Annotated in this window: 12 protein-coding genes; 4 read left to right on the top strand and 8 right to left on the bottom strand. The window is 68.8% G+C overall.

The genetic code is table 11. From position 1 onward, the window contains the following. The 4 genes from AC1DYD_RS14070 to AC1DYD_RS14055 form a co-directional block, all read left to right on the top strand. Positions 1-812: SDR family NAD(P)-dependent oxidoreductase (locus tag AC1DYD_RS14070; RefSeq protein WP_478173359.1), on the top strand; the 812-nt coding region annotated here is incomplete at its 5' end. Between the two features lie 32 nt (positions 813-844). Beyond that, entirely contained in the window at positions 845-1633 is a 789-nt protein-coding gene (locus AC1DYD_RS14065) for an SDR family NAD(P)-dependent oxidoreductase (protein WP_478173358.1), read from the top strand. Positions 1634-1685: 52 nt separating this feature from the next. Beyond that, a complete protein-coding gene (locus AC1DYD_RS14060; RefSeq protein ID WP_478173357.1) occupies positions 1686-3380 on the top strand; it encodes a GMC family oxidoreductase in 1695 nt (564 codons plus the stop codon). A gap of 41 nt (positions 3381-3421) precedes the next feature. Beyond that, positions 3422-4909: an aldehyde dehydrogenase family protein gene (locus tag AC1DYD_RS14055; protein ID WP_478173356.1), complete on the top strand. Its 1488-nt coding sequence runs from the start codon at positions 3422-3424 to the stop codon at positions 4907-4909. 373 nt (positions 4910-5282) lie between these two features. Here the strand turns inward: AC1DYD_RS14055 and AC1DYD_RS14050 are convergent, their stop codons facing one another. The 8 genes from AC1DYD_RS14050 to AC1DYD_RS14015 form a co-directional block, all read right to left on the bottom strand. After that, positions 5283-6251: a Bug family tripartite tricarboxylate transporter substrate binding protein gene (locus AC1DYD_RS14050; RefSeq protein ID WP_478173355.1), complete on the bottom strand. Its 969-nt coding sequence runs from the start codon at positions 6249-6251 to the stop codon at positions 5283-5285. A gap of 50 nt (positions 6252-6301) precedes the next feature. After that, positions 6302-7225, bottom strand: coding sequence for an electron transfer flavoprotein subunit alpha/FixB family protein (locus AC1DYD_RS14045; RefSeq protein WP_478173354.1), 924 nt, complete (start codon positions 7223-7225; stop codon positions 6302-6304). Between the two features lie 66 nt (positions 7226-7291). Next, positions 7292-8041 (bottom strand): electron transfer flavoprotein subunit beta/FixA family protein, encoded by a 750-nt coding sequence (locus AC1DYD_RS14040; RefSeq protein WP_478173353.1) that lies wholly within the window; start codon positions 8039-8041, stop codon positions 7292-7294. A 30-nt stretch (positions 8042-8071) separates the two neighbouring features. After that, positions 8072-9058 carry a Bug family tripartite tricarboxylate transporter substrate binding protein gene (locus AC1DYD_RS14035; protein ID WP_478173352.1) on the bottom strand — a complete coding sequence of 329 codons (987 nt, stop codon included), beginning with the start codon at positions 9056-9058 and terminating at the stop codon, positions 8072-8074. 30 nt (positions 9059-9088) lie between these two features. Beyond that, entirely contained in the window at positions 9089-11023 is a 1935-nt protein-coding gene (locus tag AC1DYD_RS14030; RefSeq protein ID WP_478173351.1) for an acyl-CoA synthetase, read from the bottom strand. Positions 11024-11089: 66 nt separating this feature from the next. After that, complete coding sequence (locus tag AC1DYD_RS14025; RefSeq protein WP_478173350.1) at positions 11090-12088, bottom strand: Bug family tripartite tricarboxylate transporter substrate binding protein; 999 nt, start codon at positions 12086-12088, stop codon at positions 11090-11092. 19 nt (positions 12089-12107) lie between these two features. Beyond that, the gene (locus AC1DYD_RS14020) at positions 12108-13307 is read right to left on the bottom strand and encodes a CaiB/BaiF CoA transferase family protein (protein WP_478173349.1); all 1200 of its coding nucleotides are present in this window, start codon (positions 13305-13307) and stop codon (positions 12108-12110) included. Next, positions 13304-14443 (bottom strand): acyl-CoA dehydrogenase family protein, encoded by a 1140-nt coding sequence (locus AC1DYD_RS14015; protein ID WP_478173348.1) that lies wholly within the window; start codon positions 14441-14443, stop codon positions 13304-13306. Before AC1DYD_RS14015 ends, AC1DYD_RS14020 begins: the two co-directional genes overlap by 4 nt. Positions 14444-14453: the final 10 nt, after the last annotated feature.

The raw sequence follows: 14453 nt of genomic DNA, 5'->3' as shown, positions 1-14453 counted from the left end.
ATGCTGCAGGGCGAGGCCGCCCGGCGATGACCGKCGCCGCAGACCCCGCCGCCGCGCGCCGGCTGGCCGGCACCGTGTGCGTCGTGACCGGCGCGGCGCGCGGCATCGGCCTCGCCATCGTCGAGCGCTTCGCGGCCGAAGGCGGCCGCATCGCCTGCCTGGATGTCGGCGCGGCGCGCCTGCGGGAAACCGTGGCCGGCCTGGTCGAGCGCGGCATCGAGGCGCGCGGCTATGCGGCCGACGTCGGTCGGCGCGAAGCCGTCGCCGCGGCCTTCGAGGCGGTCGAGCGCGACTTCGCGGCACCGGTCGGTGTGCTGGTCAACAACGCGGTCTGGGCGCGCTTCCAGCCGCTGGCGGAGGTCGACGAGGAAGCCGTCGCGCGCATGTTCGATGTCGGGCTCAAGGGCCTGATCTGGACCACGCAGGCCGCGGTGCCGCAGATGAAGCGCCGCGGCGCCGGCGCGATCATCAACCTCAGCTCCACCTCCGCCCTGCAGGCGATGACGCATTCGATGGCTTATGCGGCCATGAAGGCCGGCGTGCTCGGCCTGACCCGGGCGTCGGCGGTCGAGCTGAGCCCGCACCGCATCCGGGTGAACGCGATCGTGCCCGGCATGATCGGCACGCCGGCATCGATCGCACAGTTCGACCACGCGACCCTCGCCACGCGCCTGTCCGCGATGCCGCTGGGCCGTTTCGGCGAGCCGCAGGAGATCGCCGCGGTCGCCGCCTTCCTGGCGAGCGACGACAGCCGATACGTGCAGGGCGCGGAGATCGTCGCCGATGGCGGCTGGACCATCGCCGCGCGCTGAACGCCACCCCCACACATTCGCGGGAGACACCCATGAACAGACTCGACGGCAAGCGTGCCGTGATCACCGGCGCGGGCAGCGGCATCGGCCGCGCCAGCGCGCTGCGCTTCGCGCAGGAAGGCGCCTCGGTGCTGGTCGTCGGCCGCAGCAGCGCAAACACCGAGGAGACGGTCGCCCTGATACGCGCGGCCGGCGGCCGGGCCCTCGCGATGGTGGCCGACGCCACGCAGGAGGCGATGGTCGAGGCGATGGTGGCGCGCTGCGTGGCCGAGTTCGGCGGGCTCGACATCTTCTTCGCCAATGCGGCGACGCCCGGCACCAACACCCCGCTGCTCGAGCAGTCCGTCGACGAGTGGAACGAAGTCTGGCGCATCAACACCGTCAGCTGCTTCCTCGCCGTCAAGCACGCGGGCCGGCACATGACGGCACAGGGCAGCGGCTCGATCATCCTGACCTCCTCGGCGGCGTCGTTGCGGGCCAATGCGGGCGCCATCTCCTACAGCGCGAGCAGGGCGGCGGTCAACAGCCTGACGCAGACGGCGGCCAATGCCTTCGCCGGCACGGGCGTGCGGGTCAACGCGATCCTGCCCGGGCTGGTCGAGACCCAGATGACGCGCAAGGTGTTCGAGCAGGCGCGCGAGCGCGGCGTGCAAGCGCGGATCGGCCACATGACGCCGATGAAGCGCGCCGGCCGGCCGGAAGAGATCGCCGCCATGGCCGCTTTCCTTGCGAGCGACGACAGCTCCTTCGTCACCGGCCAGTGGTATGCGGTCGATGGCGGGGTGAGCAGCACGCATCCGCATGGGCGGATCGCGCTTTGACCCGTCGACGGGTCTGTGACCGCAAGCATTCCACAAAAAGGAGACTGACCGCATGACGCGCGTACCCCAGGGCTTCGACTACGTCGTGATCGGCGCCGGCTCGGCCGGCTGCGTGGTTGCGAACCGGTTGACGGCCGACCCGTCCGTTCGCGTCGCGCTGATCGAGGCCGGGCCGTCGGACCGGCGGTTTCCGGTCAACCTCAAGACCGCGCTGCCGATCGGCAATGTCTTCCTGCTGCCGCATGCGCGCTACAACTGGCAGCACTCGTTCACGGGCGGCGCTGCCGTCGACCACCGCACCATTGGCTGCCCGCGTGGCAAGCTGTTCGGCGGCTGCAGCTCGGTCAACGGCTCGGTCTACATCCGCGGCCACCGCCTGGACTACGACGAATGGGCAGCGCTCGGCAATCCGGGCTGGGGCTACGACGACGTGTTGCCCGTGTTTCGCCAACACGAGAAGCGTCACGCAGGCGGCTCGGCGTATCACGGCACCGGCGGCGAGCTCGATGTGAGCCTGCCGCGCTCGCCCAACGTGCTCTCGCGGGCTTTCGTCGATGCCGCCGTCGAAGCCGGCCACCGCCGCAGAGACGATTTCAATGGGGCCGAGCAGGACGGCTTCGGCATCTATGAGCTCAACCAGCGCGACGGCGTCAGGCTCAGCAACTCGCGCGCCTTCCTCCATCCCGCGCTGGGCCGGCCCAACCTCACGGTGTTCGCCGATGCGCTGGTGGAGAAGATCGAACTGGAAGGCGGCCGCGCGGTGGGCGCGCGCATCGTGCACGAGGGCCAGCGGCGCCTGCTGCGCGCGTCGTCCGAGGTGGTGCTCTGCGGCGGCGCGGTGAACTCGCCGCAGCTGCTGATGCTCTCGGGCATCGGCCCCGAGGCGCACCTGCGGCGCATGGGCATATCGGTCAAGCACGCCTTGCCCGGCGTGGGCCACAACCTGCAGGACCATCCCACCGTGTTCGTCTCGCACAGCAACCCGGGCGGCGAGTCGTACGCGCTGTCGATGAAGTCCTGGCCGCGCATGGCGTGGAGTCCGCTGCGCTACCTGTTCGGCCGCACCGGCATGCTGTCTTCGAACGCGGCGGAGGCCGGCGGCTTCGTGCGCACGCTGCCCGGCCTCGACCGGCCCGACGTGCAGATGACTTTCCTCGTCGGGCTCAAGGGCAATGCCCGCGTCATCCCGCGCGACCATGGCTTCATGGTGCTGGTGCAACTGCTGCGGCCCGTCTCGCGCGGTCATCTGGAGCTCGCGTCGGCCGATCCGGCGGCCAAGCCCGTGATGCATCCGGACTTCCTCGAGGATGCGGCCGACATGGCAACCCTGGTGCGCGGCGTGCGCGAGGCGCGCCGCATCTTCGGCACCTCGGCACTGGCGCCCTTCTCGGGCGGTGAGATCGAGCCCGGCGCACAGGTTCAGGACGATGCGCGTCTCGAAGCTGCGTTGCGGGCCCAGGTCAATACGGCCTACCACCCGGTGGGCACCTGCAAGATGGGGCCTGCCAGTGATCCGATGGCGGTTGTGGATGCGGCGCTGCGTGTGCATGGCGTGCAGGGGTTGCGCGTCGCGGACGCCTCGATCATGCCCAACATCGTGGGCGGCAACACCAGCGCTCCAGCCACCATGATCGGCGAGCGTGCCGCCGCCTTCCTGCGTGGAGGCACGGCGTCGGCCGCCAGCAAGACATCCGCCATGCCCGACGCGCAGCCTGCGCACAATGGCATCGCCGCCGAGGCCGGTTGACCTTCGCCCCTCCGAACCCGATTTCAAAAAGGCATACGACCATGCAACAGCAAGCCAAGTCTGCGCTGCCGGCTTTTCTCGACGGCAACGTCAAGCGGATGTTCATCGACGGCAAGCATGCCGCCGCAGTCTCGGGTCGCACCTTCAAGACCCTCAATCCCAGCACCGGCGAAGTGCTGGCCGAGGTGGCCGAAGCCGACGAGCAGGACATCGCGATCGCCGTGACGGCGGCACGCCGCGCCTTCGCCGGCCCATGGAGCAAGTTCAAGCCCTTCGACCGCCAGCAGGTGATGCTGCGTCTCGCGGAGCTCGTCGACCAGCACTACGACGAGCTGGCGATGCTCGATACGCTCGACATGGGCGGGCCGATCTCGCGCACCCTCCTCGGCCGGCGCCGCGCCGTGGGACTGCTGCGCTTCTACGCGGGGCTGGCGACCTCGACCCATGGCGAGACGATCGAGAACTCGGTCCCCGGGGAAGTCTTCAGCTACACGCTCAAGGAGCCGGTCGGCGTGGTCGGCGCGATCAATCCATGGAACGGGCCGATCGGCCTCGCGATCTGGAAGCTCTGCCCCGTGCTGGCCTCCGGCTGCACCATCGTGCTCAAGCCGGCCGAGCAGGCGCCGCTGTCGCCGCTGCGCCTGGCCGAGTTGTGCGCCGAGGCGGGCATTCCGCCGGGCGTGGTCAACGTCGTCACCGGGCTTGGAGCCGCAGGCGCCGCGCTCGCCGCGCACCCCGGCGTGGACAAGGTGGCGTTCACCGGCTCGACCGAGGTGGGGCAGAAGATCATCCGTGCCTCTGCCGGCAACATCAAGCGCGTCTCGCTGGAGCTGGGCGGAAAGTCGCCCAACATCGTGTTCGCCGATGCGGATCTCGATGCCGCGGTGCCTGGCGCGGCGATGGCCGTGTTCGGCAATTCGGGTCAGATCTGCAGCGCCGGCACGCGGCTCTTCGTGGAGCGCAAGGTTTACGACGAGTTCGTGCACAAGGTGGCCGAATTCGCGCGCGCGCTGCGCGTGGGCAATCCGCTCGATGCCGACACGCAACTCGGCCCTCTGGTCTCGAAGGAGCAGCTCGACCGCGTCTGCGGCTACCTCGCGGCCGGCAAGGAAGAGGGCGCCAAGGCCGTGGCCGGTGGCCAGCGTATCCAGCGCGACGGTCTCGCGAACGGCTATTTCGTCGAGCCGACGGTGTTTGCCGGCGTCAGCGACGAGATGAAGATCGCGCGCGAGGAGATTTTCGGCCCCGTGATCTCGGCGCTCCCGTTCGACGACATCGACGATGTGCTGCGGCGCGCCAACGACACCGACTACGGCCTGGCCAGCGGCGTGTGGACGCGCGACGTGAGCAAGGTGCACCGCGTCGCCAAGGGCCTTCGGGCCGGCTCGGTGTGGGTCAATTGCTATCAGGTGATGGACCCGGCGGTGCCTTTCGGCGGCTACAAGAAGAGCGGCTATGGTCGCGAGTCGGGTGCCCAGCACATGGAGGAATACATGCAGACGAAATCCGTGTGGATCAGGACCGATTGACGATGGGCCATGCGTGCGCGGGGACTGCATTCGGTGCGGCCGCCTCCGGGCGATCCAGCACAAGCTCGCAGACAACCTGATCGCGCTCGAAGGGGTGAGGCTCACGCTCGTCAACGCGCCCGCGAATCACGATCGCGGCGTCGCGCACTGCGGGCATCCCGGTGGTCAGCGGCCCCTGAAGTGGGGCGGGCGCTTCTCGAAGAAGGCAGCAACGCCCTCGACTGCGTCTTCGGTCTCGAAGCAGACGTTGAAGGCGGCAGCCTCGCGGCCGAGCGCATCGCGCAAGTCGCCGCGCTCGCCGCGATGGAGCGACTGCTTCGCCAGGCGAATTGCGATCGGTGGACTCAGTGCGTGAGAGCTGGGTCGCTCGCGTTCATTCGGGCTGAATGTTCTGCTCGCGAATGATGGCGCTCCAGCGCGACACGTCCTGCTTCACGTAGTCCATCACCTTGGCTGGGGCGCTGCTCTCGGCGTCGACGCCGAGGGAATCAAAGCGCATGCGCACGTCGTCTGACGCGACGGCGGTGACGATGGCGTTGTGCAGTCGCTCGATGATCTCGGGCGGCGTTCCGGCCTTGACCAGGATGGCGAACCAAGAATAGAGCGTGAAGCCTGGAACGGACTTCGCGATCACATCGGCGTTCGGGTCATGGGGGGAGGGAATTTCGGAGGTCACACCGACGAGCTTGATCTTGCCGGCGGCGACCTGGCCGCGCATGGCCTCGGTCGGTGTGGTCAACAGCACCTGCACCTCGCCGCCGAGCAGGGCATTGAGCGTTGGCGCCTGGCCCTTGTAGGGCACGTGCGTCATCTTCAGCCCCGCCTGTTTGAGCAGAAGTTCAGTGCCCAGGTGGCCGAGCGAGCCGATGCCCGCGCTGGCATAGTTGGCGCTGCCGCCGTTCTTCTTCGCCCAGTCGAGGAAGGATTTCATGTTGTTCGCCGGCACGCCGGCGCCAACCGTGAGTACCATCGTCGACTTCGCGACCATCGAGACTGGCGCGAAGTCCTTGACCGGATCGAAGCCCGCGTTCTTCTGCAAAAGCGGCGTGACTGCACTGGGCCCGTTGTTGCCGAGGAAGAGCGTGTAGCCGTCCGCCGGTGCGCGCAGGACCTGCTGCGCGCCGAGTGCGCCCCCGACGCCCGGCACGTTGTCGACGATCACTGTGGCGCCGCCAAGCGCCTTTTGCAGGGGCGCCTGGAGGATGCGCGCCATCGCGTCGGTGGGGCCGCCCGCGGCATAGGGCACGACCAGGCGAATTGGCTTGTCGGGATAGGCGGCCTGTGCGGCGACGGGGAGGGCGGCTGCGGTCAGCACGCCGAGGATGCGTTTCAGGGGTTTCATCTTGTCTCCGTGATGGGTAGTGCCTGCATCGTTGTGCCAGGTGGTCCGGGTTAGCTGAGTTCGCGGGTGAATTCCGGCACGGCCGTGAACAGGTCGGCGACCAGGCCGTAGTCGGCCACCGAGAAGATCGGCGCCTCCTCGTCCTTGTTGATCGCCACGATCACCTTGGAGTCCTTCATGCCGGCCAGATGCTGGATCGCGCCCGAGATGCCGCAGGCGATGTASAGCTGCGGGGCCACGATCTTGCCGGTCTGGCCCACTTGCCAGTCGTTCGGGGCGTAGCCCGCGTCGACCGCGGCGCGGCTGGCGCCCAGGCCGGCGTTGAGCGTGTCGGCCAAGGGCGCCATCACTTCCTGGAACTTCTCGGCGCTGCCCAGGGCCCGGCCGCCGCTGACGATGATCTTGGCGGCCGTCAGTTCGGGGCGTTCGCTCTTGGTCACTTCGCGGCCGACGAAGCTCGACTTGCCGCTGTCGGCCACGCCGTCGACGGTTTCAATGGCCGCGCTGCCGCCGGTGGCCGCCGCCGCATCGAAGCCCGTGGTGCGCACCGTCACCACCTTGATCGCATCCGAGCTCTGCACGATGGCGATCGCGTTGCCGGCGTAGATCGGCCGCTCGAAGGTGTCGGGGCTGTCGACCTTGGTGACAGCGCTGATCTGCGCCACATCGAGCTTGGCGGCCACGCGCGGCGCGACGTTCTTGCCGTTGGCGGTCGAGGGGAACAGGATGTGGCTGTAGTTGCTGGCGATCGCCAGGACCTGGGCGGCCACGTTCTCGGCGAGGTTTTCAGCGAGAGACGGGCTGTCGGCGACGCCCGCGACCTGGCTCGCGGCCTTGGCGGCTTCGGCGGCGTTGGCGCCGGCCACCAGCACGTGGACATCGCCGCTGGCGCAGGCGAGGCCCGCGGTCACGGTGTTGAGGGTCGCCGGCTTGAGCGTGGCGTGGTCGTGTTCGGCAATAACAAGTACGGTCATGTCGTTCTTTCTAGTCAGTTGGGGACAGAGCTTGCGCTGCGCGCTGCGGTCTGTCCCGCAAGCTCTTCAGATTACCTTCGCTTCGTTCTTCAGCTTGTCCACCAAGGTGGCGACATCAGGCACCTTGATGCCCGCGCCGCGCTTGGGCGGCTCGGACACCTTCAAGGTCTTCAGGCGCGGCTTGACATCCACACCCAGGTCTTCAGKCTTCACCACATCGAGCTGCTTCTTCTTCGCCTTCATGATGTTCGGCAAGGTCACGTAGCGCGGCTCGTTCAGGCGCAGGTCGGTGGTGATCACCGCGGGCAGCGACAGCGAGATGGTTTCCAGGCCGCCGTCGACTTCGCGCGTCACGTTGACCTTGTCACCGGCCACTTCGACTTTCGAGGCGAAGGTGGCTTGCGGCAGGTCGGCCAGCGCCGCCAGCATCTGGCCGGTCTGGTTGGCGTCGTCGTCGATCGCCTGCTTGCCCAGGATGATCAGGCCCGGCTGCTCCTTGTCGACCAGCGCCTTCAGCAGCTTGGCCACCGCCAGCGGCTGCAGCTCCTCGGTGGTCTCGACCAGGATGCCGCGATCCGCACCAATGGCCATCGCCGTGCGCAGCGTCTCCTGGCACTTCGCGTCGCCGCAGGACACCGCGATGATCTCGGTGGCCGCGCCCTTYTCCTTCAGGCGCACCGCCTCTTCGACCGCGATCTCGTCGAAGGGGTTCATGCTCATCTTCACGTTGGCAATGTCGACACCGGTGCCGTCGCTCTTCACGCGCACCTTGACGTTGTAGTCGACGACCCGCTTGACGGGGACAAGAATCTTCACGGTTGGCACTCCTTCAGTCTTGATTTGAATTCATTCGAGCTTGGCGCCCGATTGCTTGATCAGGCGCTCCCAGACCGGGCGCTCCTGCTTGTAGGCGGCGGCGAAGGCCTCGGGCGAACTGTCCTTGATCTCGAAGCCCATCCCCGCGACCTTGGCCTGCACGTCGGGCTGCTGCGTTGCCTTGCGCACCTCGTCGGCGATGCGCTGCACGATGGGCTTCGGCGTGTTGGCGGGCGCCGCGATGGCCAGCCAGCCGGTGACGCGGTAGGCCTCGTCCTTGAGCCCCTGCTCGGCCAGTGTCGGCACGTTGGGCAGCGTGCTCATGCGGCGCTCGCCGGTGACCCCGATCGCCTTCAGCTTGCCGGCCTCGATGTGCGGCTTGGCGACCAGCGCGCTGGCATAGGCCATCTGGATCTGGCCGCCGATCAGGTCCTGCAGCATCGGCGCCTCGCCCTTGTAGGCGACGTGGTTCATGTCGGCCTTCTGCGTCAGGCTCATGTGGGCGCCGGCCAGGTGCGGATAGGCGCCGACGCCGTAGGAGCCGTAGGCCAGCTTGCCCTTGTTCTCGCTCGCGTACTTGAGCAGCTCGGGGCCGGTCTTGACCGGCACGCTCGGATGCACCACCAGCACCAGCGGCGCCATCGCGATCTGGTAGACCAGCGTGAGGTCGCGCTGCGTGTCGTAGGGCAGCTTCTCGTACAGGAACTGGTTGGTCAGCAGCGAATTGCTCAGCGACAGCACGAGGGTGTAGCCGTCCGGCGCCGCCTTGGCGACCGCGTCGGTGCCGATGATGCCGGCGGCGCCGGGTTTGTTGTCGATGATCACCGGCTGGCCGAGGCCGGCCGCCATCTTCTCGCCGATCACGCGTGCCAGCACGTCGGTGGCACCGCCGGCGGCGAAGGGCACCACCATCTTGATCGGCTTGTTCGGGTAGCTTTGCTGCGCGTGGGCAGGCGCGATGGCGCAGAGGGCGGCGGCGCAGAGCCACGCGCGGCGGCTCGAGAGTACGGGGGTCAAGGGATGTCTCCGGTTCGGGTGTTCAATGGGCTATTTCAGGATTACTTGCGTCTTGAACGGCAGCCGACCCAGCGTGTCGTGCAGTTGCAGCCGCAGTGTTTCGGCCTGCGCGCCGGCGGCATCGACAATCACCTTGAGGGCGCTGTCGCCATCGGCCAGTACCTGCGGCCGTGCCGAGTCGGAGACGCCGAGCGCGGTGCAGGCCTCGTCGACAAGCGCCTCGGCCACCTTGCGCGCGGCCAGCGCGCGCAGTTCGGGCTTGTAGATCTTGCCGACATTGGTCATCGGCATGGTCTCGATCACGATCACCGAACGCGGCTTGGCGGGCGCCTCGTCGACCCGCGCGGCCGTGAAGTCGAGCAGTTCGGCCTCGCTCGCCGAGGCGCCGGGAATCAGCGTCGCGAACACCACGGGCAGCTCGCCGGCGTAGGCATCGGGCGCGCCGACCGCGGCACAGAGCTGCACCGCCGGGTGGGCGCCGAGCGCGTCCTCGATCACCTTCGGATCGATGTTGTGGCCGCTGCGGATGATCAGGTCCTTCGAGCGGCCGCTGAGGTTGAGCCGGCCCTCGGCGTCGAGCCAGCCGAGGTCGCCGGTGGCCAGCCAGCCGTCGGCCGTGAAGGCTTTCGCGTTGTCGGCCGGGTCGACGAAGCCCGAGAACAGGTTCGGCGACTTGAACAGCACCATGCCCTGCTCGCCCACGGGCAGCTCGCGGTCGCTGGCGTTGCCGTTGTCGTCGAGCGCCACGATGCGCAGTTGCGAATAGGGCAGCCGGAAGCCGACGCAGCCCGCGGGGCCGACCACGCCCGGCGGCGTGATGGTCGAGATGCCGGCCATCTCGGTCATGCCCAGGCTCTCGTGCACATGCAGGCCGAACAGCCGCTCGAAGCGCGCGGCGAGCTCGGGCGCGAGCACCGCGGCGCCGGTGCGGCAGTAGTGGATCGAGGAGATGTCGGCGCCCGCCAGCGGCACGTTGGCCAGCGCCGCCAGCACCGTGGGCACCGCCGACAGCGAGGTCGGCCGGTACTTCTCGACCAGCCGCCAGTAGTTGGCCAGCACCTGCTTGTTGCGCAGCAAGGCGGTGGTCGGAATGATCACTTCGACGCCGGCCGACAGCGAGGCCAGGGACGCCGGCAGCACGCCGGCGACGTGGAACAGCGGGTAGCCGTTGATGGATGCGTCCTTCGGGCCCTGGCCGGTCATGTTGACGCTGGCCCAGGCGGTGAAGACCTGCGCGCCGTGGCTGTGGCGCGCCAGCTTGGGCGCGCCGGTGGTGCCGCCGGTGTGGAAATAGGCCGCGATGTCGCCCGGCGCGATGTCGCGGCCGCTCACGAGCCGGTCGTCGGGCTCGGCGGCGCGCAGGGCGCCGAAGTCGGCCACGCCGGCGGGCAGTTCGCCCGCGCTGCCCGGCGCCTCGTCGTGCGGCGCCACGCGCAGCACCGTCGTCAGCGTCGGCACCTGGCCGCGCAACCGCATCGCCTTGGCCCACATGCCCGAATCGGCATCGGAGCCGTAGGCGATCAGCACCTTGGCCCGGCCCGCGGTCATCAGCGCGACCAGCTTGTCGTCGGTCAGCAGCGGGTTGAGCGGCTGCACGATGCCGGCCGCCTCGCCGCCCCACAACGCCAGGTGGTAGTCCAGGCAGCCGGGCAGCAGCACGGCCACCGCGTCCTCGGGGCCGACGCCGAGCCGGTGCAGCAGGTTCGCGGTCTGGTGGATGCCGGCCAGCAGCTGGGCGTAGGACCAGCGGATCGGTTCGTCGTCCGGATCGCCGGTGCGCAGGAAGGTCAGCGCCGTCTGGTCGCCGAAGGCTGCCCCGGCATTGCGGAAGATCTCGTAGGTGCTGCGCACCGTGAGCGCCTCGGCCAGCGGCGTGGCCTCGAGCCGGCGGATGTCGTCGAGGCTGTGAATCGGAAACGATGCGCTGAAGGGCGCTGCGGCCCGGGGTTCGCTGTGGCGGCTCATGGGTCCTGTCTCCTGCGTTTTTCTGACTGCCATCATGCGCCGGGTCGGTCCCGGCGACTACCGCGGCTACTGGTTCTTGATGTCGTTGTCGCGGATCACCTTGCCCCAGCGCTCGTAGTCCTGGCGCATGCGGCTGGCCATCTGCTCGGGCGTCTGGAAGGCCGCGAAGGTGCCGACGCCTTCGAGCTTCTGCTGCACGTCCTTGTCGGACAGCGCCTTCTTGAGCTCGGCATTCAGGCGGGCGACCACCTCCTTGGGCGTGTCGGCCGGCGCCAGCATACCGCCCCACGAGGTGGCATCGAAGCCGGGGAAGCCCTGCTCGGCCACGGTCTTCACCTCGGGCAGCAGGCTCAGACGCCTGGACGACCCGACCGCGATCGGGCGCAAGGTGCCCGAGCGGATGTGCGGCAGCACTGCGATCAGGTCCGAGAACATCATCGGCACCTGGCCGCCGATCAGGTCGGTCACGGCCGGCGCGCTGCCGCGGTAGGGCACGTGCTGCATCTCGAACTTGCCCACGTTCTTGAGGCTCTCGGTCGTCAGGTGGCCGAAGCTGCCGGCGCCCGCGGTGGTGTAGTTGAACTTGCCGCCGTCGGCTTTGGCCTTGGCGATCAGCTGCTGCAGGCCCGTGACCTCGGGCAGCGCCTTGGGGTTGACGACCATCACGATCGGCAGGTCGTAGGTGGTGCCGACCGGCGTGAAGTTCTTGAAGATGTCGTAGCTGGTGGGGCCGTAGAGGTGGCCGGCCAGCAGCGTCGGCGTGGCCAGCATCACGAGCGTGTAGCCGTCCGGCGCCGCCTTGGCCGCGGCGGCCGCGCCGATGGTGCCCGAAGCGCCGCCGCGGTTGTCGATCAGCACCGGCTGCTTGAGCCCTTCGGCGATCTTCTGGCCGATGATGCGCGTCGCGACGTCGGTCGGACCGCCGGCCGGGAAGGGCACGATGATCGTGATCGGCTTGGTCGGAAAGGCCTGGGCAATGGCGCTGCCCGCGATCAGTGGCAGTGCGAGGGCGAGCAGCGCGCGGCGCGCCGGATTGCGAACGGAAGCGGAAAAGCGAAAGGACATGGGGTGCGGTTCGATGGTGTCAAAGGACACCGTTGGATTTCAGTTGGGAGAGCTTGTCGTCGGACAGCCCGAGCAGCGACTGCAGCACCTCGTGCGTGCCTTCGCCGAGCTGCGGCGGCGCGCTGCGCACCGGTAGCCGCTCGCCGTCGAAGCGGTAGGGCGGCGCCAGCACGTTGACCTTGCCGGCCACCGGATGCGGCTGCGTGGTCACCAGGCCGGCATCGGTGGCGCGCTTCGATTGCAGCGCCTCGAGCAGTCCGAGCACTTCGCCGCAGGGGATGCCCGAACGGGTCAGCTGCTCGAGCAGGGCGCGGCGCTTGCGCTTGCCGAGCTCGCGATTGATCTCCGGCATCAGCATCTCGCGGTTCGCGGAACGCAGGATGTTGGTCTTGAAGCGCTCGTCGGCCGCCAGGTCGGGGCGCTCGATCACCTCGGAGCAGAAGCGCGCGAACTGGCTGTTGTTGCCGACCGTGATCACCAGCGGGCCGTCCTCGGCGTCGAACACCCCATAGGGGACGATCGACGGATGGGCGTTGCCGTAGCGCGGCGGGTCCTCGCCCATCAGCAGTGCCTCGAGGCCGTAGTAGGCCGTGATCATCAGGCCGCAGTCGAACAGCGCCATCTCGATGTGCCGGCCCCTGCCGGTCTTCTGGCGTTCGAACAGCGCGGCCAGGATGGCCTGCGCCGAGTACATGCCGGTGAACAGGTCGACCGCGGCGACGCCGAACTTGAGCGGCGGCTGGTCGGCCTCGCCGTTGAGCGCCATCAGGCCGGCCTCGCCCTGCACCACCAGGTCGTAGCCGGGGCGCGCGGCCTCGGGGCCAGTGCGGTCGTAGCCCGAGATCGAGCAGTAGACCAGCCCGGGATTGATCTCGCGCAGCGCCTCGTAGCCGAGGCCGAGCTTGTCGATGCCGCCGAACTTGAAGTTCTGGATCAGCACGTCGCTCTTCTTGACCAGCTCGCGCACGATCTCCTGGCCCTCCGGCGTCTGCAGGTCGATGCCGACCGAGCGCTTGTTGCGGTTGACGCTGTTGAAGTAGGCGGTCTCGGTGTTGCCGACCCGCAGGCCCCAGTCGCGCGTGTCGTCGCCGCGCTCGGGATGCTCGACCTTGATCACCTCGGCGCCGAAATCGGCCAGCACCATGCCGCACCAGGGGCCGGCCAGGATGCGAGAGAGGTCGAGCACGCGGACGCCCGCGAGCGGCAGCGCGCCGTTCATCCCTGGACCTCCTTGCCGAGCGCGATGTAGCGCTGCAGGTGGTGGTCCTCGTCGCCGAGCTGGTGGTCGATCATGACCAGGCGCTTGGCGTAATGGGCCAGCGGCAGTTCCCAGGTCATGCCGATGCCGCCGTGCAGCTGGATGCTTTCCTCGGCGACCCGCGCGCCGATGCGGCCGATGCTGTACTTGGCCGCCGACAGTGCGCGTTCGCGCGTCAGTCGATCGGCGTCGAGCGCGGCCGCGGCGTTGATCACGGCCGAGCGGGCCTGCTCGATCTCGAGCAGCAGGTCGGCCATGCGGTGCTGCAGCGCCTGGAAGCTGCCGATCAGCAGGCCGAACTGCTTGCGCGTGCGAAGGTACTCCAGTGTCGCGGTCTTGGCCGCTTCCATGGCGCCGAGCGATTCGGCGCAGAGAGCCAGCAGGCCGCGGGCGACGGCGCGTTCCAGCGTGGCGTGGCCCTGGCCTTCGGTCCCGAGCAGCGCCCCGGCGCCGAGCTTGAGCTTGTCGAAAGCGAGTTCCGCCACGCGGCCGCCGTCGATCGCGGGGCAGTCGCGCACCGAGAGGCCCGGCGTCCTGGCGGGCACCAGGAACAGCGAGATGCCGGCTTCGTCGTCGACCGCGCCCGCGCTGCGTGCCGAGACCACGAACAGGTTCGCCTGCGCGCCATGCTGCACCACGGCCTTGGCGCCATCGAGCATCCAGCCGTCGCCGCTGCGTTCGGCACGGGTCTGCACGCGCGAGAGCTCGTAGTGGCTTTCGGCTTCGTCGTGCGCGAGGGCCGCGATCGTGGTGCCGCCGATGATCTCGGCGAGCAGGGCTTTTTGCGCCGCGCTGCCCGAAGCGGAGATTGCCTCGCCGGCCATCACGGCGCCGAGCAGCGGCTCGACCACCAGGCCGCGGCCCAGTGCTTCGAAGACCACCGCGATGTCGAAGCCGGCGCCGCCGAAGCCGCCGTTGGCCTCGCTGAACAGCGCGCCGATCACGCCGAGTTCGGCGAACTGGCGCCAGATGTGGTCGCTGAAGCCCTCGGGCGACTTCGCGATGCGGTCGCGGGTCTCGAAGGCGTACTGTTCCGCGATGAAGCGGTTCAGGCTGTCGGCGAGCATGCGCCGGTCTTCGCTGTGTTCGAAGTTCATGGCTTTACTT

The organism is Variovorax sp. P4_B11, from assembly GCF_056402355.1.
Note: the sequence above shows the minus strand (reverse complement) of the source record. Positions and strands in the feature narration are given on the sequence as shown.

Bases quoted from the DNA above. Each gene is read 5' to 3' on its own strand.
- AC1DYD_RS14065 (WP_478173358.1), top strand. From the start codon at position 845: ATGAACAGACTCGACGGCAAGCGTGCCGTGATCACCGGCGCGGGCAGC.
- AC1DYD_RS14060 (WP_478173357.1), top strand. From the start codon at position 1,686: ATGACGCGCGTACCCCAGGGCTTCGACTACGTCGTGATCGGCGCCGGC.
- AC1DYD_RS14055 (WP_478173356.1), top strand. From the start codon at position 3,422: ATGCAACAGCAAGCCAAGTCTGCGCTGCCGGCTTTTCTCGACGGCAAC.
- AC1DYD_RS14050 (WP_478173355.1), bottom strand. From the start codon at position 6,251: ATGAAACCCCTGAAACGCATCCTCGGCGTGCTGACCGCAGCCGCCCTC.
- AC1DYD_RS14030 (WP_478173351.1), bottom strand. From the start codon at position 11,023: ATGAGCCGCCACAGCGAACCCCGGGCCGCAGCGCCCTTCAGCGCATCG.
- AC1DYD_RS14025 (WP_478173350.1), bottom strand. From the start codon at position 12,088: ATGTCCTTTCGCTTTTCCGCTTCCGTTCGCAATCCGGCGCGCCGCGCG.
- AC1DYD_RS14020 (WP_478173349.1), bottom strand. From the start codon at position 13,307: ATGAACGGCGCGCTGCCGCTCGCGGGCGTCCGCGTGCTCGACCTCTCT.
- AC1DYD_RS14015 (WP_478173348.1), bottom strand. From the start codon at position 14,443: ATGAACTTCGAACACAGCGAAGACCGGCGCATGCTCGCCGACAGCCTG.